General features: G+C 42.5%; 25 protein-coding genes and 1 rRNA gene. 7 read left to right on the forward strand and 19 right to left on the reverse strand.

All coding sequences use genetic code 11. From position 1 onward, the window contains the following. Positions 1-38: 38 nt before the first annotated feature. The 3 genes from PHEP_RS17960 to PHEP_RS17970 form a co-directional block, all read right to left on the reverse strand. A 16S ribosomal RNA gene (locus PHEP_RS17960) occupies positions 39-1,560 on the reverse strand. A 902-nt stretch (positions 1,561-2,462) separates the two neighbouring features. Then, the gene (locus PHEP_RS17965; protein WP_015809400.1) at positions 2,463-2,822 is read right to left on the reverse strand and encodes a CoA-binding protein; all 360 of its coding nucleotides are present in this window, start codon (positions 2,820-2,822) and stop codon (positions 2,463-2,465) included. A 93-nt stretch (positions 2,823-2,915) separates the two neighbouring features. Then, complete coding sequence (locus PHEP_RS17970; RefSeq protein WP_015809401.1) at positions 2,916-4,457, reverse strand: NAD(P)/FAD-dependent oxidoreductase; 1,542 nt, start codon at positions 4,455-4,457, stop codon at positions 2,916-2,918. Positions 4,458-4,586: 129 nt separating this feature from the next. Between PHEP_RS17970 and PHEP_RS17975 the strand changes: the two genes are divergently transcribed. The 4 genes from PHEP_RS17975 (at position 4,587) to PHEP_RS17990 (ending at position 7,031) form a co-directional block, all read left to right on the forward strand. Continuing rightward, entirely contained in the window at positions 4,587-5,168 is a 582-nt protein-coding gene (locus tag PHEP_RS17975; protein WP_036675215.1) for a LemA family protein, read from the forward strand. 73 nt (positions 5,169-5,241) lie between these two features. Next, positions 5,242-5,685, forward strand: coding sequence for a TPM domain-containing protein (locus tag PHEP_RS17980; RefSeq protein ID WP_015809403.1), 444 nt, complete (start codon positions 5,242-5,244; stop codon positions 5,683-5,685). Positions 5,686-5,688: 3 nt separating this feature from the next. Further along, entirely contained in the window at positions 5,689-6,468 is a 780-nt protein-coding gene (locus PHEP_RS17985) for a TPM domain-containing protein (protein ID WP_015809404.1), read from the forward strand. Positions 6,469-6,485: 17 nt separating this feature from the next. Beyond that, positions 6,486-7,031, forward strand: a complete 546-nt coding sequence (locus PHEP_RS17990; protein WP_015809405.1) for an NUDIX hydrolase — start codon at positions 6,486-6,488, stop codon at positions 7,029-7,031. On the opposite strand, the gene dnaA is transcribed toward PHEP_RS17990, so the two are convergent. The 3 genes from dnaA to PHEP_RS18005 all read right to left on the reverse strand — a co-directional run bounded on the left by dnaA (position 7,028) and on the right by PHEP_RS18005 (position 10,732). Continuing rightward, positions 7,028-8,458: a chromosomal replication initiator protein DnaA gene (gene dnaA, locus PHEP_RS17995; protein WP_015809406.1), complete on the reverse strand. Its 1,431-nt coding sequence runs from the start codon at positions 8,456-8,458 to the stop codon at positions 7,028-7,030. The genes PHEP_RS17990 and dnaA overlap by 4 nt on opposite strands. 193 nt (positions 8,459-8,651) lie before the next feature. Beyond that, positions 8,652-10,199, reverse strand: a complete 1,548-nt coding sequence (locus PHEP_RS18000) for an acyl-CoA mutase large subunit family protein (RefSeq protein WP_015809407.1) — start codon at positions 10,197-10,199, stop codon at positions 8,652-8,654. 2 nt (positions 10,200-10,201) lie between these two features. Further along, the gene (locus tag PHEP_RS18005) at positions 10,202-10,732 is read right to left on the reverse strand and encodes a DUF7935 family protein (RefSeq protein ID WP_015809408.1); all 531 of its coding nucleotides are present in this window, start codon (positions 10,730-10,732) and stop codon (positions 10,202-10,204) included. Positions 10,733-10,916: 184 nt separating this feature from the next. On the opposite strand from PHEP_RS18005, the gene PHEP_RS18010 reads away from it, so the two are divergent. Both PHEP_RS18010 and PHEP_RS18015 read left to right on the forward strand, forming a co-directional pair. Continuing rightward, positions 10,917-11,267, forward strand: a complete 351-nt coding sequence (locus tag PHEP_RS18010) for a HesB/IscA family protein (protein ID WP_015809409.1) — start codon at positions 10,917-10,919, stop codon at positions 11,265-11,267. Positions 11,268-11,372: 105 nt separating this feature from the next. Next, positions 11,373-12,605, forward strand: a complete 1,233-nt coding sequence (locus PHEP_RS18015; protein ID WP_015809410.1) for an ABC transporter permease — start codon at positions 11,373-11,375, stop codon at positions 12,603-12,605. Positions 12,606-12,645: 40 nt separating this feature from the next. On the opposite strand, the gene rfbB is transcribed toward PHEP_RS18015, so the two are convergent. From rfbB to PHEP_RS18040, 5 genes are read right to left on the reverse strand one after another with little or no spacing between them, the layout of a single operon-like run. Next, positions 12,646-13,698, reverse strand: coding sequence for a dTDP-glucose 4,6-dehydratase (gene rfbB, locus PHEP_RS18020; protein WP_015809411.1), 1,053 nt, complete (start codon positions 13,696-13,698; stop codon positions 12,646-12,648). 15 nt (positions 13,699-13,713) lie between these two features. After that, the gene (locus PHEP_RS18025) at positions 13,714-14,280 is read right to left on the reverse strand and encodes a hypothetical protein (protein ID WP_015809412.1); all 567 of its coding nucleotides are present in this window, start codon (positions 14,278-14,280) and stop codon (positions 13,714-13,716) included. Further along, positions 14,281-15,303 carry a UDP-glucose 4-epimerase GalE gene (gene galE, locus PHEP_RS18030; RefSeq protein ID WP_015809413.1) on the reverse strand — a complete coding sequence of 341 codons (1,023 nt, stop codon included), beginning with the start codon at positions 15,301-15,303 and terminating at the stop codon, positions 14,281-14,283. Between the two features lie 8 nt (positions 15,304-15,311). Further along, the gene (locus PHEP_RS18035; protein ID WP_015809414.1) at positions 15,312-16,301 is read right to left on the reverse strand and encodes a UDP-glucuronic acid decarboxylase family protein; all 990 of its coding nucleotides are present in this window, start codon (positions 16,299-16,301) and stop codon (positions 15,312-15,314) included. Then, complete coding sequence (locus PHEP_RS18040) at positions 16,301-17,614, reverse strand: UDP-glucose dehydrogenase family protein (protein WP_015809415.1); 1,314 nt, start codon at positions 17,612-17,614, stop codon at positions 16,301-16,303. Before PHEP_RS18040 ends, PHEP_RS18035 begins: the two co-directional genes overlap by 1 nt. 156 nt (positions 17,615-17,770) lie before the next feature. On the opposite strand from PHEP_RS18040, the gene PHEP_RS18045 reads away from it, so the two are divergent. Continuing rightward, the gene (locus PHEP_RS18045) at positions 17,771-19,000 is read left to right on the forward strand and encodes a 3-deoxy-D-manno-octulosonic acid transferase (RefSeq protein WP_015809416.1); all 1,230 of its coding nucleotides are present in this window, start codon (positions 17,771-17,773) and stop codon (positions 18,998-19,000) included. Here the strand turns inward: PHEP_RS18045 and hemH are convergent. From hemH to PHEP_RS18085, 8 genes are all read right to left on the reverse strand, one after another. After that, positions 18,990-20,003 carry a ferrochelatase gene (hemH, locus tag PHEP_RS18050; protein ID WP_036675219.1) on the reverse strand — a complete coding sequence of 338 codons (1,014 nt, stop codon included), beginning with the start codon at positions 20,001-20,003 and terminating at the stop codon, positions 18,990-18,992. The two genes, PHEP_RS18045 and hemH, sit on opposite strands and share 11 nt — an antisense overlap. Positions 20,004-20,114: 111 nt before the next feature. Then, the gene (locus tag PHEP_RS18055) at positions 20,115-20,963 is read right to left on the reverse strand and encodes a 4-hydroxy-3-methylbut-2-enyl diphosphate reductase (RefSeq protein WP_015809418.1); all 849 of its coding nucleotides are present in this window, start codon (positions 20,961-20,963) and stop codon (positions 20,115-20,117) included. A gap of 53 nt (positions 20,964-21,016) precedes the next feature. Further along, complete coding sequence (locus PHEP_RS18060; RefSeq protein ID WP_015809419.1) at positions 21,017-21,973, reverse strand: hypothetical protein; 957 nt, start codon at positions 21,971-21,973, stop codon at positions 21,017-21,019. Further along, the gene (locus PHEP_RS18065) at positions 21,970-22,590 is read right to left on the reverse strand and encodes a lysophospholipid acyltransferase family protein (protein WP_015809420.1); all 621 of its coding nucleotides are present in this window, start codon (positions 22,588-22,590) and stop codon (positions 21,970-21,972) included. Before PHEP_RS18065 ends, PHEP_RS18060 begins: the two co-directional genes overlap by 4 nt. A gap of 39 nt (positions 22,591-22,629) precedes the next feature. Beyond that, a complete protein-coding gene (locus PHEP_RS18070) occupies positions 22,630-23,139 on the reverse strand; it encodes a phosphoribosyltransferase family protein (RefSeq protein WP_015809421.1) in 510 nt (169 codons plus the stop codon). Positions 23,140-23,306: 167 nt separating this feature from the next. After that, positions 23,307-23,717, reverse strand: a complete 411-nt coding sequence (locus PHEP_RS18075; protein WP_015809422.1) for a hypothetical protein — start codon at positions 23,715-23,717, stop codon at positions 23,307-23,309. 11 nt (positions 23,718-23,728) lie between these two features. Continuing rightward, on the reverse strand, positions 23,729-25,174 hold the full coding sequence (gene rlmD, locus PHEP_RS18080; RefSeq protein WP_015809423.1) for a 23S rRNA (uracil(1939)-C(5))-methyltransferase RlmD: 1,446 nt from the start codon (positions 25,172-25,174) through the stop codon (positions 23,729-23,731). 109 nt (positions 25,175-25,283) lie between these two features. After that, positions 25,284-25,394: a hypothetical protein gene (locus PHEP_RS18085; RefSeq protein ID WP_015809424.1), complete on the reverse strand. Its 111-nt coding sequence runs from the start codon at positions 25,392-25,394 to the stop codon at positions 25,284-25,286. Positions 25,395-25,437 lie beyond the last annotated feature (43 nt).

Genomic DNA, 25,437 nt, shown 5'->3' on the forward strand with positions numbered 1-25,437 from the left:
ATATCATTTAGCGTAGCGAGTAGTCAAACCTACTCCAGAAAGGAGGTATTCCAGCCGCACCTTCCGGTACGGCTACCTTGTTACGACTTAGCCCCAGTTATCGGTTTTACCCTAGGACGCTCCTTGCGGTTACGTACTTTAGGTACCCCCAACTTCCATGGCTTGACGGGCGGTGTGTACAAGGCCCGGGAACGTATTCACCGCGTCATTGCTGATACGCGATTACTAGCGAATCCAACTTCAAGAGGTCGAGTTGCAGACCTCTATCCGAACTGTGAATGGCTTTTTGAGATTCGCTTGCTGTTGCCAGCTTGCTGCCCTCTGTACCATCCATTGTAGCACGTGTGTAGCCCCGGACGTAAGGGCCATGATGACTTGACGTCGTCCCCTCCTTCCTCTCTGTTTGCACAGGCAGTCTGTTTAGAGTCCCCACCTTAACGTGCTGGCAACTAAACATAGGGGTTGCGCTCGTTGCGGGACTTAACCCAACACCTCACGGCACGAGCTGACGACAGCCATGCAGCACCTAGTTTCGTGTGATTGCTCACTTAAATATCTCTATCTAATTCACTAACTTTCAAGCCCGGGTAAGGTTCCTCGCGTATCATCGAATTAAACCACATGCTCCTCCGCTTGTGCGGGCCCCCGTCAATTCCTTTGAGTTTCACCCTTGCGGGCGTACTCCCCAGGTGGAATACTTAACGCTTTCGCTTAGCCGCTAACTGTATATCGCTAACAGCGAGTATTCATCGTTTAGGGCGTGGACTACCAGGGTATCTAATCCTGTTTGATCCCCACGCTTTCGTGCCTCAGCGTCAATCACACCATAGTAAGCTGCCTTCGCAATCGGTGTTCTGTGACATATCTATGCATTTCACCGCTACTTGTCACATTCCGCCTACCTCTAGTGTATTCAAGCCCGTCAGTATCAAGGGCACTGCGATAGTTGAGCTACCGTCTTTCACCCCTGACTTAACAGGCCGCCTACGCACCCTTTAAACCCAATAAATCCGGATAACGCTTGGATCCTCCGTATTACCGCGGCTGCTGGCACGGAGTTAGCCGATCCTTATTCCTTCGGTACATTCAGCTACTTACACGTAAGTAGGTTTATTCCCGAATAAAAGCAGTTTACGACCCAGAGGGCTGTCTTCCTGCACGCGGCATGGCTGGTTCAGAGTTCCCTCCATTGACCAATATTCCTTACTGCTGCCTCCCGTAGGAGTCTGGTCCGTGTCTCAGTACCAGTGTGGGGGGTCATCCTCTCAGATCCCCTAGTCATCGTCGCCTTGGTGGGCCGTTACCCCGCCAACTAGCTAATGACACGCATGCCCATCTTAATCCTATAAATATTTGAACATTGGATAATGCTATCCTGTGTTTTTATGCGGTGTTAATCCGAATTTCTTCGGGCTATCCCCCTGATTAAGGTAGGTTGCATACGCGTTACGCACCCGTGCGCCACTTTCATAAGGAGCAAGCCCCTTAATCTCGTTCGACTTGCATGTATTAGGCCTGCCGCTAGCGTTCATCCTGAGCCAGGATCAAACTCTCCATTGTAAATGTGTTGTTTGAACGCTGACCATTCTTAACTTAATTAATAATAGTCTTATTCTAATTGTATTGTCCAGTTAGAATTCAACTCGAAAAAATAGCTCCGTATTCATGTACTTTGAAATCGTACTATCTTACCTCGCTACGCTTTATAAATGACATCTCTTTAATGAACTTCTCGAATCGCCTCACGGGTCTCCTGTATATATCTTCGCTTCCTTTTTCAGTTTCGGCCTGGTCTTATTATTCCAGATCTCTGTTTCAAATCTCAGCGCTTCAATCTTTTTTATTCCCCTGATCAACTCCGTCAATCAGGCTCCCTGTGTTTGGGATTGCAAAGGTAGAAATCTTTTTAGTATTGTCAAGCTTTTTTTAAAACTTTTTTTCCTTTTTTTCTCATGGCGTTAAACCAGTCCTAAAGAAATACAAATCTCTACTCATCATCTCCTCAAATCAACCTCCTAAACATCAACCTCACCTTTTCCCTTCCTCCGAAGCGGGTTGCAAAAGTAGGAAAATTATCAACCCAATCAAACTATATCACACCATTAAATCAACTTTTATCCTAACTGCCTTAATTACAATCAGAAAAATTGAAAAAAATGCTGCCTTTTTTATTGTTTTACTGCTTATGCTCCCAAAAACAACATTCTATACCCCGCCAAACCAGGCAATCCCTGAAGGCAAAGCCCGCTCCTGGTAAGGCCATGTCCTCACATCATCCACACATTCTACACACTTTCTTCACAAAAAGGTACCTGTTTGTGGGTTTGGTGTGAAGGAGATGTGAACCAGGTGTGAACAATCACACTTCTTGTGAACAACATGGCCTAAAAAAAGCCCCTGCAGTATTGCTACTACAAGGGCATATCTATCAATCTGATTGTAAATCAGCTACAGGAAGACAATTAATACTGTCCGGTCGACAACAATACCAGTGTACAGGCTTCTACCGGCTCAATAGCATTGGCTTTAAGTAAGCTTTCCAATTCTTCGTTCTCCGTTCCCGGATTAAAAACAACCCGTTTTGGATGGGTTTCCAGGATATAATTGTAATACTGCTTTTGCAGATGAGGGCCTATATATAAGGTAATGGTATGAATATCCGGATGAATACTACCCGGCTCTTCTATTTCCACATCTGCCACTGTCCCTTTCTTTACGCCTACATTCACAATTTCATGTCCTTTAGACTTGAGCATGTTTGCTGCCAGGTAAGCATATCGTGCGGGATTCGGACTTGCGCCTATTATTAATGTCTTTTTCATCAGTATATTTTTTTAATGGGGATGAAGCTATTCGTCGTTCCAAAAGAAGACAGCTAACCTATATATAACAAGGTTCAACAAAATCTGTTTGTATTAAACTGTCCTGAGTACGGCGTTGGCACAATTTACCCCATCAATAGCCGCCGAAACTATTCCGCCTGCATAGCCTGCACCTTCTGCGCAGGGATATAGCCCGGCAACCTGAGGATGCTGAAAGGTTTCCCGGTCTCGGGGAATACGCACAGGAGAGGAGCTTCTGCTTTCCACACCTACTAAAATTGCTTCATTGGTATAATAGCCTTTCATCTTTTTCCCAAAAACAGGCAGGGCATTTTTTAAACTCGATGAAACAAAATCAGGCAGCGTATCTTTAAGGATTGCACTTTTTGTTCCCGGAAGGTATGAATTTTTAGGAAGATCGGCCGAAAGACGGCCTTCTACAAAGTCGACCATCCGCTGTGCAGGTGCAACCAGCTTGCCACCACCCAAATTAAAGGCAGTTTGTTCCAGCCGGGCCTGGAAATGCATCATCCGTAAAGGATCGTCACCTTTTACATCCTCCAGCATGATCTGTACCACCGTTCCTGAATTCGCAAACGGATTGTTTCGCTTTGAGGGCGACCAGCCGTTTACCACAATCTCGTTTTTATAAGTAGCACAGGGTGCTATAATACCCCCCGGGCACATGCAGAAAGAAAATACTCCCCTGCTGCCTACCTGTTCTACCAAACTGTAATAAGCCGGAGGCAAAAATTCACTGCGAACATCACAATGGTATTGTGCAGCATCGATAATGGCCTGTGGATGCTCAATCCTAACACCCAAAGCAAATGGTTTGGCTTCAACCAAAATGCCTTTATGGTGTAGCAATTCGTATATATCACGTGCAGAATGGCCCGTAGCCAGGATAACAGCATCGGCCAGCAAGCGGTTCGTACCATTAACCACTACGCCTTTGATCTGCCCAAAACTAACCAGCAAATCCGTTACTTTCTGATCAAAATGCATTTCCCCACCCGCATTTAAAATGGTTTCTCTGATGGCAGTGATGATATGGGGCAGCTTATTGGTTCCGATATGGGGCCTGGCATCTACCAGTATATCAGCTGTGGCCCCATGCTGTACAAAAATTTGCAGCACTTTATTGATGTCGCCCCTTTTATTGGAACGGGTATACAGTTTTCCGTCCGAATAGGTTCCGGCACCGCCTTCGCCATAACAATAATTAGATTCTGTGTTAACCAGGCCTTCTTTGTTAATGGCAGCCAGATCTCTCCGGCGTTGTTTCACATCTTTGCCACGTTCCAAAACTATGGGCTTTAACCCGTTCTCTATACATTGCAGTGCAGCGAAAAGGCCGGCAGGCCCGGCACCTACAATAATCACAGGCCTGGCATTACTGACATTTTGATAGTTTATGGTAAAAATATCTGCCAAAGCCGGTTCATCAATAAATGCCTTTACCTGCAAACGATATATTACTTTTCTGGAGCGTGCATCAATAGAGCGTTTAAGCACCTTATAGCCCTTTATACGTGCTAAATCGACTTTAAGCGCCGCTGACAGCGCTTCTTTAACAGCAGTTTCAGACCCCATACTTTCCGGGGCCATTGTAATTTCTATTTCCTTTTGCATAAACCCGTCAGGTTTTTATCCTGAAAACTGTAACAAAGGTACGAAAATTGAGTTCTAATGTGTAAATTAACCTTATTAACAAAAATGGCCGGTAAAACGGCCGGTAAAAAAACTAAAAAACAAAAGCATATGAAAAGAACAGTATTGACAATAGCAGGTCTTCTGGTCCTGGTTGTATCTATGAGTGGATGTGGCTATAACAGCATGGTTAAACTTGACGAAGATGTAAAAGCAAAGTGGAACCAGGTAGAAACCCAGTACCAGCGCCGGTCAGATCTGATCCCTAATTTAGTGAATACCGTTAAGGGTGCTGCAAAATTTGAGCAGAGTACCTTAACCCAGGTAACAGAGGCACGCGCCAAGGCTACACAGGTTACTGTTGATCCTGATAAATTAACACCGGAAAATATAGAGAAATTCCAGGCCGCACAAGGCCAGGTAAGCCAGGCTTTGGGCCGTTTACTGATGGTAACAGAGAATTACCCTGAATTAAAGGCCACAGAACAGTTCAGGGATGTTTCGGCCGAATTGGCAGGAACGGAAAACAGGATAGCCGTTGCACGTAAGGATTTTAACGAATCGGTTCAGACTTACAATACCAAAGTAAGGTCTTTCCCCAACAACCTGATGGCAGGAATATTTGGTTTTAGTCAAAAAGCAGGCTTTAAAGCAGACCCAGGTTCAGAAAAAGCACCTAAAGTAGAATTCTAATATACCTCAACACATTTAAGGGTGATGCGTGTTTATAATCAAAACATACATTACCCTTATTATTAATCCTATTATGGGCATATTTTCAGAACAAGACCAGGAGCTCATTGCAAATGCAATTGCAGAGGCCGAAAAAGGTACATCAGGCGAAATCAGAATAGCCGTAGAAAAACATTGCAGTGGCGATGCTATTGAACGCGCGACTTCTTATTTTGCGAAGTTGGGCATGGATAAAACAGCAAAACACAATGGTGTGCTGATCTATCTGGCTTATATTGACCATAAATTTGCGATAATTGGCGACAGTGGCATTAACAAAGTAGTGCCCTCCGACTTCTGGGAAACTACTCAGATTGCCATGAAAGCACATTTTGCAGGCGGCAATATTGTGCAGGGAATTATAGCCGGTATAGTACTGGCAGGCGAAAAACTGGCCTTATATTTCCCATTTGAAGGAGATGACATCAATGAGCTGCCCAATGAAATTATTTTTATGGACCAACACAAAACAAATTAGGCAATGAAAAAATCAATCATAGCCTTTTTACTTATTTTATTCGCTACAGCGGGCTTTGCTCAGGACTTTCCGGCGAAGCCCAATACCCTGGTCAACGATTATACCGGGACACTTTCTGCAGATCAGCTGCAAAATCTGGAACGTAAGCTGGTTGCTTTTGACGATTCAACCTCTATCCAGGTGGCTATAGCGGTACTCAAGTCCGTGGGCGAATACGACATCAATGAATATGCGCTGGAACTAGGCAGAAAATGGGGAGTAGGCACCAAGGGCAAGGACAATGGTGTAATGATTGTAGTTGCGCTGGGCGACCGAAAAATAGCCATCCAGACGGGCTATGGCGTTGAGGGTGTATTGCCAGATATGTATACCCGGCGAATCATTGACAATGAAATTAAACCTTATTTTAAGGCAGGTGATTATTATAGGGGCCTGGATGCAGGAACCGATGCCATCATCAGCGTAACCAAGGGTGAATATAAAAACGATAAACCTAAAGCTGGTAAAACCGGTAGCGGCGCTTCAGGTGTACTGATCATTATCATTATTGTGGTGGTCGTAATTATTGTGCTGAAAAGAGGCGGTGGCGGTGGCGGTGGCAGTCAGGTTATTGGTGGCCGTGGTGTTGCCGACGCACTGTTCTGGAGTATGCTGCTGGGCGGCGGAAGAAGTTCAGGCGGTGGTGGAGGCGGCTGGGGTGGCGGCAGTAGCGGCGGCGGCGGTGGCTTCGGTGGTTTTGGCGGCGGTAGTTTTGGCGGTGGCGGAAGCAGCGGCAGCTGGTAATTTATACCTCTTATCTTATGGAAATACTAAAATGGAAAAAGCTTTCCTCAAAATACCTGGTGCAAGAAAAATGGGCTACTTTAAGGGTAGACACCTGTGAGCTGCAAAATGGAGCTATAAAGGACGACTATTATGTACTTGAATATCCAAACTGGGTAAATGCCATAGCACTCACGGAAGAAAATAAAGTAATCATGGTACGTCAGTACAGACATCCCGCCGATATTATATCACTGGAAATACCTGGTGGTGTAATTGATGGGGAAGAGCTCCCTGAAGCTGCCATAAAACGGGAACTGCTGGAAGAAACCGGTTATTCTTTTAAAAGCGCAGAACTGATTGCAACATTATATGCCAACCCTGCAACTGCAAATAATGTAACCTATACCTATTTACTGAAGGGAGGCACAAAAACTGCCGAGCAGCATCTGGATGATCATGAAATCTTAAATGTGGAAGAATATACGATTGAAGAGCTGAAGCAATTGCTTGCGGAGCATAAAATAGATCAGGCTTTACATTGTGCCGCCTTGTTTTACGGCTTAATGAAGCTTGGGCTTTAACTCATTTTTAGTTTCTTCTGGATGTCGTGCACGTAGCCTTTAAACTTTTTATCGGTATCGATAAGGTCTTCAACAGTTTGGCAGGCATAAATTACGGTAGAGTGGTCCCTTCCGCCAAAGAAAGCGCCAATTGTTTTTAAGGATGATTTGGTGTGACTTTTTGAAAGGTACATGGAAATCTGACGGGCCTGGACAATCTCACGTTTACGTGTCTGCGATTTTACCATATCAACCGGTACTTCAAAATATTCACATACCAGCTTTTGGATATACTCCATTGAAATCTCTTTGGAGGTATTTTTAATAAAGTTCTTTAACATCTGCTTGGCCAGTGCCAGATCGATGTCCTTTTTATTTAAGGTAGACTGCGCCAGCAAGGAAACCATGGCCCCCTCAAGTTCCCTGACGTTATTGTCTATATTGTGTGCTACATATTCTACTACTTCTGCCGGCAGCTCTATACCATCTGCATACATTTTTTTTCGCAGGATGGCTATCCTGGTTTCCAGATCGGGAACCTGCAGATCGGCAGAAAGCCCCCATTTAAACCGGCTCAGCAACCGCTCTTCCAGTCCGGCCAGGTCTTTAGGCGCTTTATCGGACGATAAAATGACCTGTTTACCCGATTGGTGCAGGTGATTGAAAATATGGAAAAATATGTCCTGTGTTTTTTCCTTACCAGCAAAATTGTGTACATCATCCATGATGATCACATCCATTGCCTGGTAAAAGTTCACAAAATCATTGATCGTATTGTTCTTTAGGGAGTCTACAAACTGCTGGCAAAACTTCTCACAGGAAACATAAATGACCAGCTTATCGGGCATATTCCTTTTGATCTCGTTACCGATAGCTTGGGCCAGGTGGGTTTTACCCAGTCCCACCCCACCATAAATCATCAGTGGATTAAAAGATGTGCCTCCTGGTTTTGCGGCAACAGCATAACCTGCAGAGCGGGCCAGACGGTTACAATCTCCTTCAATATAATTTTCAAATGTATAATTGGCATTCAGCTGAGGATCTACATTCAACTTTTTTAAGCCAGGTATGATAAAAGGGTTCTTAATGTCTTTGTTGATAGAAACCGGAATGGGCATCGATTGCTTCTTGGCATCAGCACCGTTGCCATTACTCGGCATATTGGTGGTGTAAGGTGAACCTGAATTGGAGGACTTGTCGACTACGATATTGTATTCCAGCCGCCCCTCATCTCCCAACTGTTTTTTAACCGTTTTTCTGAGCAGTCCAACATAATGTTCTTCCAGCCATTCGTAAAAGAATAAACTAGGCACCTGTATGGTCAAAACATTGCCTTCCAACTTAAGTGCAGATATAGGTTCGAACCAGGTTTTAAAACTTTGGGTCGGAATATTATCTTTTATAATTTGGAGACAGTTTTTCCATACTTCGATGCAAGTTTTTTCCATTGTCATTCTATAATTTGTTGGTTTACAGTAACGATTTGAGCACATAAAATGAACTCCTTCGAGAGATCGAATATTCAAAAAATTATCAACAAAAAAAACTTAATTTTCATTTATTTGGTAAGTGCTTATATTGCAATATCATACCCCAGTTAACCTCAATTTTTTATGTGGATAACTATTTATTAACATCATTTCAATATTCTCCAAAAACATTTCGCAGCACATTGGCAATTTCGCCAAGACTGGCATATTCTTCCACCGCTGCAAGAATAAACGGCATCAGATTGTCAGTTCCTCTGGCAGCCTGCATCAGGTTGTTTAATGCCTGCTCAACTGCAACATTGTCCCTTTCTGTTCTCAGCTTTTGCAGTTTTTCTGTTTGTATCGTCCTGATGGATTCATCAATGGTAAATACATCATCGATCGCCTCCTTATCCTGGGTAAATTTGTTCACACCAACAATTACTCTGCTGGCCTGTTCTACCTCCACCTGGTACTGGTAAGCCGCATCAGCAATCTCGTTCTGGATATAGCCATTTTCAATGGCATTTACTGAACCGCCCATAGCGTCAATTTTATCAATATACAACTGGGCAGCAGCTTCAATATCATTGGTCAGCGCCTCTACAAAATAGGAACCTGCCAAAGGATCAACCGTATCCGTTACCCCGCTTTCAAAAGCGATCACCTGCTGGGTACGCAGGGCAATTTTTGCCGCAGCTTCGGTAGGTAAGGAAAGGGCCTCATCATAACCATTGGTGTGCAGGGACTGTGTTCCTCCTAATACTGCGGCCATCGCCTGGTTGGTTACCCTGATTACATTGTTCAGTGGCTGTTGCGCAGTTAAGGTAGAGCCTCCTGTCTGTGTATGGAACCTAAGCATTTGTGCCTTTTCATCAGTGGCACCCAATTGCTTTGTGATCTTCGCCCACATTCTTCTCGCAGCCCTGAATTTTGCAATTTCTTCAAAGAAATTGTTGTGGCAGTTAAAAAAGAAGGAGAGACGTTTTGCAAAAATGTTGATGTCGAGTCCTTTTTCAAGGGCCGCATTTAAATAAGCTTTTCCATTGGCCAAGGTAAACGCCAGCTCCTGTACTGCTGTAGAGCCGGCTTCCCTGATGTGATAACCTGAAATTGAAATGGTATTCCATTTTGGGACCTCCCTGCTGCAATATTCAAAAATATCGGTGATGATACGCATAGAAGGCTTGGGCGGATAGATGTAGGTGCCCCTTGCTGCATATTCTTTTAAGATATCGTTCTGTATTGTCCCAGAGATCTGTTTAATGTCTGCGCCCTGTTTTTTAGCCAAAGCAATGTACATGGCCAGCAAAATAGAGGCCGTGGCATTAATGGTCATAGAGGTAGTGATCTTTTGCAGTTCAATCCCATCAAACAAGATCTCCATATCCTTTAAGGAATCGATGGCTACACCAACCTTACCCACTTCCCCTTCCGACATTTCATGATCGGAATCGTAACCGATCTGGGTGGGCAGGTCAAATGCTACCGAAAGTCCCATTGTACCCTGTTTCAACAGATAGTGATAGCGCTTATTGGATTCTTCAGCTGTAGAAAATCCGGCGTACTGGCGCATGGTCCACAACCGCCCCCTGTACATGTCCTTTTGGATTCCCCGGGTATACGGAAATTCGCCAGGCCCTTCTAAAGGTGCGCTGGCTGTATTATACACTTCTTTTATTTCTATACCCGATGTGGTGGTGAATTTTTTATTGCTCATATTTAAAACAAAAGATGTATGTCATTTTTGATCAGATCAAGGGTCAAATCGTAAGGGTTATTTTCAATTCCGGTCATATGCTGCAATATTTTACGGCTTAAATCCACACCTGTAGCATCCGGAGACAGATTTTCAACACCATTGTTGACCATGGCTATGGTATCGTCCTTGAGCTGTTTTACCACATTCCATGTAGCCGAACTGATGTACAGTTGCTGCGTTACATTGTGCTGGTATTCTGCCCTGATCTCATTTAATATAGTAGCCTGCAATTCCTGTACAGATATTCCTTGCTGATGCAGGCGGATAAACAAATTGGAAGGATTGATGCGCTCTATAAATACAATCAGGCGTTCGTGGGCCTGAAGACGTAAAGAAAGCAATTGCGGGTTTTCTTCTTTTTTCTGTGTAGCAAACTTTAGCCTGAAATAATTACGGATATCATCCCTGATGAGGTAATAACCAGCTGAAACAGTAGCTACCCCTCCTATTACCAGCACTGCTGCATCCGTTAAAAATTTTTGTAAGTCCATAGCTTTGTTTGAATACAGTAATAATTAGTGTTAGTACCGACAAAAATGTACATTTTGATTTATATTTGCTCTATTGATAGTTTTTTTATCAAAGGTTGGGCAAAGTTGCCGCAATTGTTTTAACAACAATTATAGTTATTTTGCCCTATGATATTAATAGATTTTTTAACGGTATAGGAATGATATGAGTACTGTAGATACGGCATTTGCACCAGTAACATTTACAGAAACAGCTGTAAAAGAACTTTTTAAATTAAAAAACCAGCAGGAAATTGCAGAAGATTTTGGCCTGCGCGTAGGTGTAGAGGGTGGCGGCTGCTCCGGCATGAATTACGTTTTGGGCTTTGACCAGAAAAAAGAGGGCGACCAGGAATTTATCATCGAGGGCATTAAGGTTTTTATGCATAAAGCACATCAGATGTATTTGCTGGGTATGCAGGTTGACTGGCAGGATGGCCTGAACTCCAGGGGTTTTACTTTTAGCAATCCGAATGCCGCCAGTACGTGTGGTTGCGGAACCAGCTTTTCGGTATAACCGGATAGCCTAAGCCTTTCAATTATTTATATCCTATTGTAACATTATAGCAAGTCCTGTTGTCTTAACAACAGGACTTTTATTTTAGCCCCAAATTACACTGTAATGACCTATACCGAAAACGTACGACTAGCTATACAATCCATTACCAGCAACCGGTTACGCACCATGCTCACGGCATTGATCATTGCCATTGGTCTCTCGGCCCTGGTAGGGATATTAACCACACTTGATGCGGTAAAAAAGAGTATGACAGAAGCGTTTTCGAGCATGGGGGCAAATTCCTTTAACATCAGAAACCGTGGTACTGGAATCAGGATAGGGGGCTCCGGACAAAGGCAAAAACCTTTTAAATCTATACGTTATGAGGATGCGCTGGCTTTTAAAGAACGGCTGAATACACCGGCCAAGGTTGCTGTAAGTGTAGTAGCCACCCGCGGGGCAACCGCTAAATTTGGCGCAGAAAAAACAAATCCAAACATCAACATTCAGGGCATAGATGAAAACGGGTTAAATTCCCAGGGCCTGGAACTGGCTTTGGGCCGCAATTTTAGCTTAACTGAAGCGCAGTCGGGCAATAATGTTTGTATTATAGGTAGTGAGATCAGTGCTAAACTGTTTAAAAACCAAAGTCCTTTAGATAAGATCATCAATGTAGGCAATACCAGGCTTAAGGTAATCGGGGTATTGGTATCTAAGGGTCAGAGCATGGGTTTTAGTGGCGACCGCTCTATATATGTGCCGCTGTTAAAAGCAAAACTGATCAATTCCAGCTCAAATCCTTCTTATACGATTACAGTAATTGTTCCGAATAATGACATTATGGACAATGTAATTGGCGAAGCTACTGCCCAGTTTAGAAATATACGGAAGGTAAGGGTTACAGACCCCAACAATTTTGAAATTACCAAGAGTGATGCCATGGCACAAACACTTTTTGAAAATTTAAGATACATTGTCTGGGGTGGAATTGCCATTGGGGTCATTACGTTAATAGGTGCTTCTATAGGATTGATGAACATTATGCTGGTCTCGGTAACTGAACGGACAAGGGAAATCGGCATTCGTAAAGCTATAGGTGCCAATCCTGCCGTCATCCGCAAACAGTTTCTGATAGAGGCTGTAATGATCTGCCTAATGGGTGGTACCTTTGGTATATTTCTGGGCATTGCCATAGGCAACCTGATATCGCTGGCCATGAGCGGGTCCTTTATTATCCCCTGGCTATGGATTTTTGGTGGCTTTGCCCTATGTGTGCTGGTGGGAATAATTTCGGGATATTATCCCGCAAAAAAAGCCTCCAAACTGGATCCGGTAGAGGCTTTAAGATATGAATAAATAAAAAAGCTCCTTAAAAATATTAAGGAGCTTTTTTTATTTATCTTCCGTGGTACTGTGTATCATAATAAGCCTGATAATTCCCCGAAGTTACGTTGGAAAGCCATTCTTCATTTTCCAGGTACCAGGCTACCGTTTTTTCCAGGCCTTCTTCAAACTGCAGACTTGGTACCCAGTCCAGTTTATTTTGCAGCTTGGTAGAATCTATCGCATAGCGCAGGTCGTGCCCAGCCCTGTCGGTCACAAACGTAATCAGTTTGGCCGATTCACCAGGTTCGCGCCCAAGCTTTTTATCCATGATATTACACAGCAAGTTAATCAGATCGATATTTTTCCATTCGTTATGCCCGCCAATGTTATAGGTCTCCCCGGTTTTGGCCTGATGAAAAATAACATCAATAGCCCTGGCATGATCCTCTACCCACAGCCAGTCGCGCACATTTTCTCCTTTACCATAAACAGGTACAGACTGGTTATTTTTGATATTGTTAATGGCCAGGGGGATCAGCTTTTCCGGAAAATGGTGTGAACCATAATTATTGGAGCAGTTAGAGATCACCACATCCAATCCATAAGTATCGTGATATGCCCTTACAAAATGATCTGATGAAGCTTTAGATGCTGAGTATGGACTGTGCGGATCATAAGCAGTGGTTTCGGTAAACATACCGGTTTCCCCTAAAGCACCATAAACCTCATCTGTAGAAACATGATAAAAACGTTTGCTGTCATAAGCCCCTTTCCAGAATTCCCTTGCCGCATTCAGCAAATTGACCGTACCGATCACATTGGTCATCACAAAAGCGATCGGATCACTGATAGACCGGTCGACATGAGATTCGGCAGCCAGATGGATCACAGCGTCAAACTGTTCTTTTTTAAACAGGCTGTTTATCTCGGCGGCATTGGTAATGTCAGCTTTGATGAACCTGTAATTGGGCTGATCCTCAATATCGGTCAAATTAGCCAGGTTACCCGCATAAGTTAACTTATCCAGGTTTACAATTTCATACTGCGGATAATTGTTTACAAATCGCCTTACTACATGAGAGCCGATGAATCCTGCACCGCCAGTTATTAATATCTTCTTCATTGATTCAAATTGTTATTATAGGTATTCCGGTAAATTGAGTGTTTTGGCAACAGCCGCTGTCTGATGCGCATAAATTTTAGCCAGCAATGCATTTATAGATTCCTTAAGGTCAAACTGCAGGTCTTCATGCATTTTATAATATTTATTTAGCAGTGATGCCGTTGTTTTCACAAAATAAACGTTCAGCTTTTCATTAAACTTATAAAGTGATGAAAAAATACTTTCATTAAATTCAATAGGAATTTGCAGCAATAAATGTATCCTGAGTTCCATTTCGCTATTTAAATCCCTTGTTACTTTAAAATGATGGTTAATGCTGCCATTTAGTTTCCGCATTTTTAGCAAAACATCTTTGGAAGTTGCTTTTTTTCCGGACAGTAATTCGGAAATCCCTGCATCCATAAGCTCCATCAATTGTTCCTGCCGCTTCACCAGATCATTCTCATCTTCAAGCAATTTAAAATGGAGGTGCTCAGTCAGCACTTTATCTTTGGCAATCAACCTAAGCAACAGCTTGTCCTTCTCCTTTGCAGGAAGAGATTTGATCTCCAGTTTCAATGCCGAATGCTCACTTAACAGCATTTAGAAAGGATTATCCTGTAAATACTTTTCCCATTTCCAGGCAGATGACATCATTTCGTTCACATCCAGCTCAGCTTTCCAGCCCAGGTCTTTTGCCGATTTGGTTACGTCGCCCCAAACTTTCTCAATGTCCCCTTCCCTTCTGGCGCCTATGGTATAGTTTAATTTTACACCGGTCGATTTTTCAAATGCGGCAATGATCTCCAGTACGGATGAGCCTTTACCTGTTCCCAGGTTAAACACTTCATAATTTGTTGCTGCTTTATTGCTTTCCAAACGTTTTATAGCTGCAACATGGGCCTTTGCCAGGTCTACCACATGGATATAGTCTCTTATCGCACTACCATCCGGTGTATCGTAGTCATTTCCATAAACGGTTATCGGGCCACGTTTACCAATTGCAGACTGGGTGATAAAAGGTACCAGGTTTTGAGGTACGCCAATAGGCAGCTCCCCGATCAAAGCCGTATGATGGGCGCCTACGGGGTTAAAATACCTTAAGGAAGTTACATTTAAGTCGGGCGTTACCGCACAGGTTTCCTGCAAAATCTCTTCTGCAATCTGTTTGGTATTGCCATAAGGTGATTCTGCTTTTTTTGTAGGCGCATCTTCTGTTACCGGCAAAACATCGGGCTGCCCATATACCGTACAGGAAGAAGAGAATACCAGGTTAACTTTACTGTTAAAGGCATTGATCAGGTTGATCAGTGAATAAAAATTATTCCTGTAATATTTCAATGGTTGCTGTACCGATTCACCAACGGCCTTAAAGGCAGCAAAATGAATTACACCGGTAATGTCGTTGTTTTTAGAAACAAAATCGGCAACCTTAGCTTCATCACAAAGGTCAAGCTCCACAAATTCCGGTTTGTTCCCCGTAATTGTTTCAATTTGCTGCAATATTTTAGGGTTGGAATTCGAGAAATCATCCACAATGATTACTTCATAGCCTGCATTGTATAATTCAACTACGGTATGCGAGCCAATAAAACCGGTTCCACCGGTTACTAGTATTTTAGACATGCTTATTATTAACGGTTATATCCTGTAAAATCTTTATGTTCTTTGTTTGTTAAAGCTTCCTGGGGCAGGGATTTAAAATACTCATAAGTAATTTTTAACCCTTCGGCACGGCTTACTTTCGGTTCCCAGCCCAGTATCGCTCTGGCCTTGGTAATGTCGGGCCGCCTTTGCTTAGGATCGTCTACCGGCAGGTCTTTCAATACCAGTTTCTGGCTTGTACCGGTAAGTTTGATGATCTCTTCTCCAAATTGCCTGATGGTGATCTCATCCGGGTTGCCAATGTTCACCGGAAGGGCATAATCACTCAGCAATAGCCTGTAAATACCTTCTATCAGGTCATCCACATAGCAAAATGAGCGGGTCTGCGAGCCATCCCCAAATACGGTCAGGTCTTCTCCGCGCAGGGCCTGGCCAATAAAGGCAGGCAAAACACGTCCGTCATTCAACCGCATCCTTGGTCCGTAAGTATTAAATATCCTTACAATGCGGGTTTCCAAACCATGAAAAGTATGGTAAGCCATGGTCATGGCTTCCTGAAAACGTTTTGCTTCATCATAAACACCCCTTGGACCAACAGGGTTTACATTGCCCCAGTATTCTTCAGGCTGAGGGTTTACACTTGGGTCACCATAAACTTCTGAAGTAGAAGCGATCAGCATCCTTGCATTTTTATTTTTCGCCAAACCAAGCAGGTTGTGTGTGCCCAATGAGCCAACTTTGAGGGTTTGAATAGGAATTTTTAAATAATCAATCGGGCTGGCGGGTGAAGCAAAATGAAGAATATAATCCAGCTCGCCAGATACATATACATATTTGGAAACATCGTGATGTGCAAACTCAAAATTTTCCAATCCGAATAAATGCTGTATGTTTTGCAGGTCGCCCGTAATCAGGTTGTCCATTGCGATCACATGATAACCCTCTTTGATAAATCTGTCGCATAAATGCGAACCTAAAAAGCCGGCAGCACCGGTAATTAAAACTCTTTTTGTTTTCATTAGTTATTGATAAGCTTACGGCCCACACTGTTATAATAATATCCAAGGTCGATCATCTTTTGCAGGTCATATAAGTTACGACCATCAAAAATAACTTTATTGCTCAGGGTTTCTTCCATTCTTTCAAAATCAGGGTTCCTGAATACCGACCATTCTGTTGCAATCAATAAAGCATCTGCACCGATCAGTGCATCGTACTGGGTTTCAGCATATTTTATTTTATCGCCAACAAGCGCTTTAACATTGTTCATTCCTTCAGGGTCGAAAGCAGCTACAGTAGCCCCGTGTTTAAGCAACTCATCAATGATATACAAGGAAGGTGCTTCACGGATATCATCCGTTTCGGGTTTAAAGGCCAATCCCCATAAAGCAAAATGCTTACCTTTTAAATCACCTTTATAATATTTCAGCAATTTATCCACCAATAAAGTTTTTTGCTTTTCATTTACCTGCATCACAGACCTCAGGATCTGGAAATCATAGTTATGTTCATCAGCCGACTTTGCCAAAGCCTGCACATCCTTAGGAAAACAGCTGCCGCCATACCCTATTCCGGGGAAAAGAAAGCGCTTACCAATTCTTGCATCAGAACCTATACCTTTACGCACAGCATCCACATCGGCATTTACAATTTCGCAAAGGTTGGCTACTTCGTTCATAAAAGTGATCTTTGTAGCCAGAAATGAATTGGCAGCATATTTGGTCAGCTCAGAAGAGCGCTCGTCCATAAACAGAATCGGATTTCCCTGACGTACATAAGGACCATACAATTCATTCATTAACTTCTGTGCTTTCTCGCTCCGTGTTCCGATCACCACCCTGTCCGGTTTCATAAAATCTTCCACGGCCACGCCTTCACGTAAAAATTCGGGGTTAGAGACCACGTCTATTTCTACATCCGTGTTTTCTGCAAAAACAGCCTGCACCTTATCTGCTGTTCCTACCGGAACGGTAGATTTGTTTACAATAACCTTATAATTGGTCACCAGTTTTGAAATGTCTTTCGCTGCCCCTAAAATATAGGACAGATCGGCAGCACCATCTCCACCCGGAGGCGTTGGCAGCGCCATAAAAATGATCTGGGCATCCTTAACCGCATGGGCAAGATCTGTTGTAAAGGTTAAGCGGCCCTGGGCAATGTTCCTGTGGAAGAGCACATCCAGCCCGGGCTCATAAATAGGCACTTCACCAGCCTGCATTTTTTTTACTTTGGCTTCATTAATGTCTACACAAATTACATTATTTCCTGTTTCAGATAAGCAGGTACCTGTAACCAGACCTACATACCCTGTTCCAATAACGGCTATTTTCATTGTTTATATTGTTTTGTTTTTTAAGGTGACAAATGCAATTACGAACCATATATCCTGTTTTTTTTCAGATACTGGCCCATAATGGTTTTATATATTAATCCCGTGTTTTAATTATAATAAAGTATCTTCGGCTAAGATAATAAATAAACACACAAAATGCTTTGGCTTTATAACATCGCAATACATCTTTACGCACTATTAATCAGGATATTTTCTACATTTAATACCAAAGCATCACTTTTCAGTAAAGGCAGAAGAAATATTTTTGCCCGGATTGAACAGAAAATAGCAGCCAAAGACCGTCCTGTCTGGTTTCACTTTGCTTCTCTTGGCGAATTTGAACAGGGCCGCACAGTGCTCGAAAAAATAAAAGAAAAGTATCCCCTTAAAAAAATTGTGGTCACCTTTTTTTCTCCATCCGGATATGAGATCAGAAAAAACTATGCCCTGGCAACAGGTGTTTTTTACTTACCTCTGGATACGGCCTCAAATGCAAAGAAATTAATCGAAGCTTTCAACCCCGAGCTTGCAATTTTTACCAAATACGAATATTGGTACCACTATTTCAAAGAATTAAACAACAAAAATATCCCACTGATAATTATATCCGGAATATTCAGACCAAACCAGATATTTTTTAAACCTTACGGATCTTTCCACAGGAAAATCCTGACTTATGTAAGCCATTTTTTTGTACAAAATGAACAAAGTATACAGTTACTTAAAACGATAAATATCCGAAACGCTACATTAAGCGGCGACACCAGATTTGACCGTGTAGCTGAAAATGCAGCATCAGCAAAAAAGCTGCCGCTGGTTGAGCTCTTTTGTGGAACTGCAAACGTATTTATTGCAGGCAGCACCTGGCCTGAAGATGAGGCCCTGATTGCGGGGCTTTGCGATCAGCATCCCGGCTGGAAATTTATTATTGCCCCACATGAAATTGATCAGAGCCATATCAGTGCCATAGAAAAGCTGTTTCCACAGGCAGTAAAATATTCTTCACTTACTGTAGAAGGAACTGCTAATGGTTATGGACAGGTACTTATTATTGACAATATAGGTATGTTATCTGCACTTTATGCCTATGGCCGGATTGCTTATATCGGTGGTGGATTTGGCGCCGGCATCCACAATACACTGGAAGCCGCGGCCTTTGGCATTCCTGTTATATTCGGTCCCCGGTATGACAAATTCCAGGAAGCAAAAGACCTTATTGCCCTTGGTGCAGCAAAAAGCATTGACAACATGGCCGAACTGACTGCTGCGGCAGAAACGCTGATCAGGGATCAAGAAGCAGGAAAAATTGCAAAAGAGTATGTAATTTCAAAAACCGGTGCTACCGATCAGATCCTTAATTATATCAGCCGGTATTTTAAGCTTTAGCCATTTCTACCAGGGCCTTAATAAATTTGGGATCGTCATTCAGGCTTTCTACCAGCTGAACATGTTCGCCGCCAAGCGCCTTAAATTCTTCATGATATTCTACCGTAATTTCATAAAGGGTTTCCAGACAATCCGCCACAAAAGCAGGGCTAAAAACCAGCAGTCTTTTCTTTCCTTCAGCAGCCAGTTTCTTTAAAACATCGGTGGTATAGGGCTGTACCCAGGGTTCTTTCCCTAATCTGGATTGAAAACACACTGTGTAATCTTTTCTGGCTATATTCAGTTTAGCAGCAATTAATTTTGCTGTATCGTGGCCCTGCGCAGAATAGCAGAATTTGTTGGTATCATTCAGGGTATCACAGCAATTGTCTTTTTTAAGGCAGTAATGACCTGTATGATCGCACTTTAAGAGCTGACGCTCTGGTAAGCCATGAAAACTAAAGAGGACATGATCATAGGTTTCTGGCTGGTATTTCCTTGCATTCCCCGCAAAAGTCTCAATCATCAGTTCATTGTCATGAAAAGAACTGACAAAAGATACTGGTGGTATTGTTGCCCATTTGCTAACCAGTTCCATGACCAGCTGGATCACAGAACCTGAACTGGCCGATGCATATTGTGGGAACAGGGGGATTACTTTGATGCTTTCCACCAGGCCTGCTTTCATTTTCTCCAATGCAGATAAAATTGAGGGGTTTTGATAGCGCATGGCCAGTTCCACATGGTAATCCTCTCCCAGCTGTTCCTGAACCAGGGCAGCCTGTATTTTACTGAAGTACAACAGGGGTGAACCATTCTCATCCCAGATCTCTTTATACAATTTGGAAGTTTTCGGACTGCGAAAGGGAACAATGATACCTTTAACCAGCAAGGTTCTGTTAACAATGTTAACGTCAATGACCCGTTCATCCATCAAAAACTGATCAAGATATTTACGTACATCGCCAACTTCCGGACTGTCCGGAGTTCCTAAATTCACAAGCAGTATACCTTTTTTTCCCATATTTTTTGCAAAAATAACCATTCGATCCATTATTCTGTCTGAACAACTAATGGAAAGGGAATAATTACTTTTTAATGATGATAAACAATAGAATTTCTTTAAAGATTAAGCTCAGTAAGTTAACAATTCGGCCTTCACCTGTTCCATCAGCCACATTGGCGTAGAGGTAGCCCCGCAAATGCCCACTTTGTCGCCAGGACTAAACCATTCCTTGTCTATTTCTTCTGTATTGGAAATAAAATAGGAATTGTCATTGTATTTTTTGCACACATCGTATAACACCTTGCCATTTGAAGATTTTTTGCCCGACACAAACAGGATTTTATCATATTCAGCTACAAACTTTTCCAGATCGCCGTAACGGTTGGATACCTGCCTGCATATCGTATCGTTTGCCTTCACATCGTAACCGCGGCCAATCAGTTCCTCTTTAATGCTATAAAACTTATCGGTACTTTTAGTAGTCTGGCTGTATAAAGTAAATTTTTGGGGCAGCTTCACCTCGTCAAGCTCTGCTATATCCTGAAATACGATCGCTTTACCATCTGTTTGACCCTGCAGGCCAATTACCTCGGCATGACCATGCTTTCCAAATATCAGGATCTGCTCTTCTTCATCATGTGAGTTCTTTATCCTGTTCTGTAATTTTAATACAACAGGACAGGAAGCATCGATCAGGGTAAGCCCATTTTGAAGGGCCAGTTCATAAGTGGCCGGGGCCTCTCCATGTGCACGGATCAATACCTTCTCTTTGTACAAACCTTTCAACTGCTCATGGTCTATTATCCGCAGACCTTTATCAGTTAGCCGTTTAACCTCTTCATCATTGTGTACAATATCTCCAAGGCAATACAGATAATCCTCATTGTCCAGGATATCCTCAGCCATATCAATAGCATAAACTACCCCAAAGCAAAAGCCGGATGCTTTATCTATTGTTACAGCTAAATTGTATTTCATATGACATTATATTTTGAGCTCCCGCAAAATTACGTAAAAACTGTTTGATATTCCTATTTCCCTGGTTTAAATGACCTGAGTATGCGCCCCAGGATGACCTTCAATATTAAAGTAAAAAGCAAGAGCATCTGTAAGGGATGTAACAGTACCTGTACGAAAGGATTTTGCAGGGTTAGGAATGCGATCATTATCCTCGACAAAAAGATCAGTCCAAATGGCAGCACTGCAAGTACCGGGTTAAAGCTGAGCAGCACCATCACCGGCCCCAGCACCACCAATGCCAGATAGCTCAGCGCTACAGGCACACTATTGCCAAAATTCAGGAACAAACGTTCCGAAAAATTGTCCAGCCCCTTCAATTCAACCTTACTGTATACAAACTTATTGGCCAGCAGGGTCTCTGCTTTAAGCTGCTGCTGTTTTACCTGCTTAACCACTTCAATTCCGGATTTGTGCTTTAACTTGTTATGCCAGTTATATTGTCTGCACAAGGCTGCATCGAAAAATAAACAGCCATTGTTACCGGCGGCAAAAGCAGGCACCCGGCTTAATCTGACTAATCTTAAGGGCAGCAGGTTTAACAGCAAAAAATCGTTCAGGGGATAAATGCACTTTTCCATAAAACCAGCAGCTATATACGTTGGCACGAGGCTTAATACTGCCAGCTCAAACACCTTTACCCTGTAAATCAGGTTATTGATCAGACCATGCCGTATAACAGTCCCGGCTTCTAAAAAAAGTAAGTATTTTCCACTTGCCCGGTTTACAAGTTCTTCTTCGTTTTCCAGCTGCTGAACAATCACTTCTGTATACTTGTACTCCTGCTGTTCAATAGCATTGAGCGTACTCTGGACACCATCTTCAGATGGTGCCGATAAAATAATGATGGAAACCTTGTCTGTAAAATGTTTTCCGTAATAACCCAGTTTGGGATTAGATAAAAAATTAAATAAAGTCACGGAAAAGCGCAGTACCAGAAACACAAGAACTGCATATACAAATATCATCATACCAGCGCCTTGCTTTGTTTTTTTAAGGAATGCTCGTAGTGTTTGTTATATTCGCTCTTTAACAGCTGTAAGCTCGTGTGTTCTTCTGCCTCCCAGCTGGACAGGTAAGTATAAACTCCAGGTTTTCTTGAGGTATGATCTACGAGGTTTGCGGCAAAGACAATCTGAAATTCTTTTTTTGAAGCATTTATCACCTGCATTATCCCTTTCTCAAAAGCAATGCTGTCTATGTAAACAGAATAACATTTCCCCTGCGGGAACATCAGTACAATATTAGCCGGATCATCGAGTAACTTGCCTGCATACAACAGGGTTTCGACCACATCCTTACCCTTCCCTTCCGCAGCAAATGCACCGAGGTATTTTAAAAACCAGTATTTTTCATAATCCTCTTCGGTTACCAGCACATGAAATTCTTTCTTAAAGACCAAGCGGTTGAGCTGAAACATTAAGAAACCGTCCCACCAGCTGAAATGATTGGCCAGCAGTAAAACGGCTTTTTGCTTTTTTACTTCAAAAGGATTGAATACATAAGCAGAAAAGTCCTTTTTTAGGATATACCTGATATACCAGGAAAAGAAATTAAAAACGATAAAGTTTTTACGGGACTGGTGCATCCCCCTAAAATGAGAAAAAATAGCCTCAAATGCAAACGGCTAGCTTAAATAAACCCTGTCCTCTTCTCCATCCACATCCATTACCACATCTACGTGTTCTTTTAATACAGTTGCCAGCTCCAGTCCAACAAAATCTGTAGCAATCGGGAATATCTTATGGCTCCTGTCTACCAGTACTACCGTTCTGATCTTTTTATGGGGGGTATTTAAGAAAACACCTAAGCCATAGGCCAGTGTTTTTCCGCTGTTCAGTACGTCATCAACCAGGATGATCACCTTATTTCTCCAGTGTACTTCATCGAGGTCTGTATTGGCAACCAGCTTACTGTTTTGCCTGTCCAGCTCAATTTTCAGCATCGTGATCTTCAGGTCAGAAATTTTGGACAATACCTTCTTCAACCGTAAGGCCAGTTTATACCCCCTGTCCCAGATACCTGCCAGTACAATCTCCTTTTCATTCAGGTTGTCTTCCAGTATCTGATAAGCTATCCTGTTTATTTTCTGTTGTATCTGCTTTTTATCAAGAATAAGCAATTGAGATCCTGCCATTGTTATGCCTTATTTTATGCTACAAAAAGAACGATTTTAAGGTTCATATTCAAATATTTAAAAATATTTTCCAAACCCATGAAACCTTTCGGCCTGAGCGATGTCTAACTGGTAGTTTTTTAGTAATCCTTATCCATGTTTGCCCGGGTAGGGATTTCTTTTTTAGTTCAGGCCTTGCTCTTCACCTGATAAGGGTAATAAATAAAATTCGCACCCTCAGGTACGATCACAAACACACACATATAGTCTTCCGGCTTTTTATAACTTTTTAAAAACAAAGCCTTTTTTTCGGGGCTAATGATTCCCTTTTCTACAAACTCTTCAAAAGTTGAGGCCTGTATGGTCCATTCTGTGTTTAATTCTTTCCTGTCCAGGATCAGCTCACCGATACTTACGGTATGCTGATGGGCAACAAAAATTGGGTTGGCAGAGATGCCTTCCACCATAATTTCAACCGCCACTTCCTTAATAGAAGCTGCATACAGCTCCAGGTCTTTTTCCAGGCTTAGCAGCGGGCTTTTTCTTTGTTCTTCTTTGCCGCCTTCAGGTTGTTGCGGCAGCAGTTCTTCTATATCCATCGCTATAAATCTTATGGTTGTGCACCTGTAAACTTCAGCAGCACTACATTTTCAACATGCTGTGTATGCGGAAACATGTCAACAGGTTTAATCCTTACTACTTCATATTTTTCTTTCAGCAGGGCCAGGTCGCGTGCCTGGGTGGCAGCATTACAGCTCACATACACTATTTTCCCTGCTTCCATTTCCAAAAGCCGTTCTACCACATCAGCATGCATCCCTGCCCTTGGCGGATCGGTAATTACCACATCAGGTTTACCATGTTCAGCTATAAATTCCCTGGTCAGGATGTCTTTCATGTCTCCCGCATAGAAAACCGTATTGTCAATGCCATTCAGCGTTGCATTAAACTTCGCGTCTTCAATCGCTGTAGGTACATATTCAATACCTACCACCTGTTTTACGCTCCGGGCTACAAAATTGGCAATGGTACCAGCTCCGGTATAAAGATCATACACCAGCTCATCACCAGAAAAACCTGCAAATTCTTTGGTAATCTTATACAGTTCATGCGCCTGATCAGAGTTGGTCTGGTAAAAAGATTTTACACCTATCTTAAATTTCAGACCTTCCATCTCTTCAAAGATATGGTCCCGTCCAGCGTAAGTGATCACTTCCTGGTCAAAAATAGTGTCGTTTTTTTTCTGGTTCACAATGTACAACAGCGCAGTAATTTCCGGGAAACGGTTTTTCAGGAACTCCATTAAACCAATGATCTCTTCCTGCTCCACATAAGCAAAAACCACTGCCACCATCACTTCGCCGGTTGATGAAGTACGGATGACCAGGTTCCTGAGGCTACCTTCGTGGTTACGCAGGTCATAGAACGAAAGTCCGGCTTTTAAAGCATAATCCCGAACCTCATTGCGGATGGTATTGGAAGGCTCCGCCTGCAAATAACAATGCTCAATGTCTAATATTTTATCAAAACGTAAGGGCACATGAAAACCCAGCGCATTCATTTCCAGTTCCGGATTGGGCGCACCGGTTTCAGCCCCTTCCATCATGTCGGTCTTATTCAGCCAGCGCTTATTGGAAAAAGTATATTCGAGTTTATTTCTATAATATTTATTTTGTGCAGAACCCAGAATGGGCTCCATACCGGTCGTATCAATTTTTGCAAGGCGCTGCAATGCAGCCTCCACATTTTTGTGCTTAAACTTCAGCTGTGCAGCATATTCCATCTGTTGCCATTTACAGCCGCCACAGGTACCAAAGTGCTGGCAAAATGGTTCTGTCCTGAATGCTGATTTTTTATGTAACTGCTCTATTACAGCTTCAGCAAAGTTTTTCTTCTTCTTTATCACCCGAACATCCACCACATCACCCGGTACAGCTTTTTCTACAAAAACAACCAGTTCATCTGCTTTACCTACGCCTTTTCCTTCTTCGGCAATATCAATAATACTTAAATCAGGAATGATAGTTACCGTTCCGGCTTTTCTATTTCTACTCATTATGGCGCAAACTTAGATAAAAAAGAGAAAAAATTAGTTTTTTTTCAGACATACTCATCTCTGTGACGCAGAAAACGTCTTTTAAGAAAAGAAACCAATGTGCTACATCCTACCTGCCAAAAATTTTAAGTATCAAACCCAAAAAGCCATCAACCAGGTCAAATTTCACATCAAACTTCTCATCAACCAATACAGAAATTTCTAAAATCTCTTTACTCATTGTAATACGATGGTAACTAAGCAAATATAGCGCATTTCATACC

It is taken from the genome of Pedobacter heparinus DSM 2366 (assembly GCF_000023825.1).
GTDB classification, from domain to species: Bacteria; Bacteroidota; Bacteroidia; order Sphingobacteriales; family Sphingobacteriaceae; genus Pedobacter; species Pedobacter heparinus.

Coding starts and splice junctions, on each gene's coding strand:
- rlmD (WP_015809423.1), bottom strand. CDS start 25,174: ATGAGTAGAAATAGAAAAGCCGGAACGGTAACTATCATTCCTGATTTA.
- PHEP_RS18035 (WP_015809414.1), bottom strand. CDS start 16,301: ATGAAAACAAAAAGAGTTTTAATTACCGGTGCTGCCGGCTTTTTAGGT.
- PHEP_RS18060 (WP_015809419.1), bottom strand. CDS start 21,973: ATGATGATATTTGTATATGCAGTTCTTGTGTTTCTGGTACTGCGCTTT.
- PHEP_RS18065 (WP_015809420.1), bottom strand. CDS start 22,590: ATGCACCAGTCCCGTAAAAACTTTATCGTTTTTAATTTCTTTTCCTGG.
- rfbB (WP_015809411.1), bottom strand. CDS start 13,698: ATGAAGAAGATATTAATAACTGGCGGTGCAGGATTCATCGGCTCTCAT.
- PHEP_RS18075 (WP_015809422.1), bottom strand. CDS start 23,717: ATGGATATAGAAGAACTGCTGCCGCAACAACCTGAAGGCGGCAAAGAA.
- hemH (WP_036675219.1), bottom strand. CDS start 20,003: ATGGGAAAAAAAGGTATACTGCTTGTGAATTTAGGAACTCCGGACAGT.
- PHEP_RS18015 (WP_015809410.1), top strand. CDS start 11,373: ATGACCTATACCGAAAACGTACGACTAGCTATACAATCCATTACCAGC.
- PHEP_RS18000 (WP_015809407.1), bottom strand. CDS start 10,199: ATGAGCAATAAAAAATTCACCACCACATCGGGTATAGAAATAAAAGAA.
- PHEP_RS18010 (WP_015809409.1), top strand. CDS start 10,917: ATGAGTACTGTAGATACGGCATTTGCACCAGTAACATTTACAGAAACA.
- PHEP_RS18055 (WP_015809418.1), bottom strand. CDS start 20,963: ATGAAATACAATTTAGCTGTAACAATAGATAAAGCATCCGGCTTTTGC.
- PHEP_RS17980 (WP_015809403.1), top strand. CDS start 5,242: ATGGGCATATTTTCAGAACAAGACCAGGAGCTCATTGCAAATGCAATT.
- PHEP_RS18040 (WP_015809415.1), bottom strand. CDS start 17,614: ATGAAAATAGCCGTTATTGGAACAGGGTATGTAGGTCTGGTTACAGGT.
- PHEP_RS17990 (WP_015809405.1), top strand. CDS start 6,486: ATGGAAATACTAAAATGGAAAAAGCTTTCCTCAAAATACCTGGTGCAA.
- PHEP_RS18070 (WP_015809421.1), bottom strand. CDS start 23,139: ATGGCAGGATCTCAATTGCTTATTCTTGATAAAAAGCAGATACAACAG.
- PHEP_RS18005 (WP_015809408.1), bottom strand. CDS start 10,732: ATGGACTTACAAAAATTTTTAACGGATGCAGCAGTGCTGGTAATAGGA.
- PHEP_RS17965 (WP_015809400.1), bottom strand. CDS start 2,822: ATGAAAAAGACATTAATAATAGGCGCAAGTCCGAATCCCGCACGATAT.
- PHEP_RS17975 (WP_036675215.1), top strand. CDS start 4,587: ATGAAAAGAACAGTATTGACAATAGCAGGTCTTCTGGTCCTGGTTGTA.
- PHEP_RS18085 (WP_015809424.1), bottom strand. CDS start 25,394: ATGAGTAAAGAGATTTTAGAAATTTCTGTATTGGTTGATGAGAAGTTT.
- PHEP_RS18045 (WP_015809416.1), top strand. CDS start 17,771: ATGCTTTGGCTTTATAACATCGCAATACATCTTTACGCACTATTAATC.
- PHEP_RS17970 (WP_015809401.1), bottom strand. CDS start 4,457: ATGCAAAAGGAAATAGAAATTACAATGGCCCCGGAAAGTATGGGGTCT.
- PHEP_RS18025 (WP_015809412.1), bottom strand. CDS start 14,280: ATGCTGTTAAGTGAGCATTCGGCATTGAAACTGGAGATCAAATCTCTT.
- galE (WP_015809413.1), bottom strand. CDS start 15,303: ATGTCTAAAATACTAGTAACCGGTGGAACCGGTTTTATTGGCTCGCAT.
- dnaA (WP_015809406.1), bottom strand. CDS start 8,458: ATGGAAAAAACTTGCATCGAAGTATGGAAAAACTGTCTCCAAATTATA.
- PHEP_RS17985 (WP_015809404.1), top strand. CDS start 5,689: ATGAAAAAATCAATCATAGCCTTTTTACTTATTTTATTCGCTACAGCG.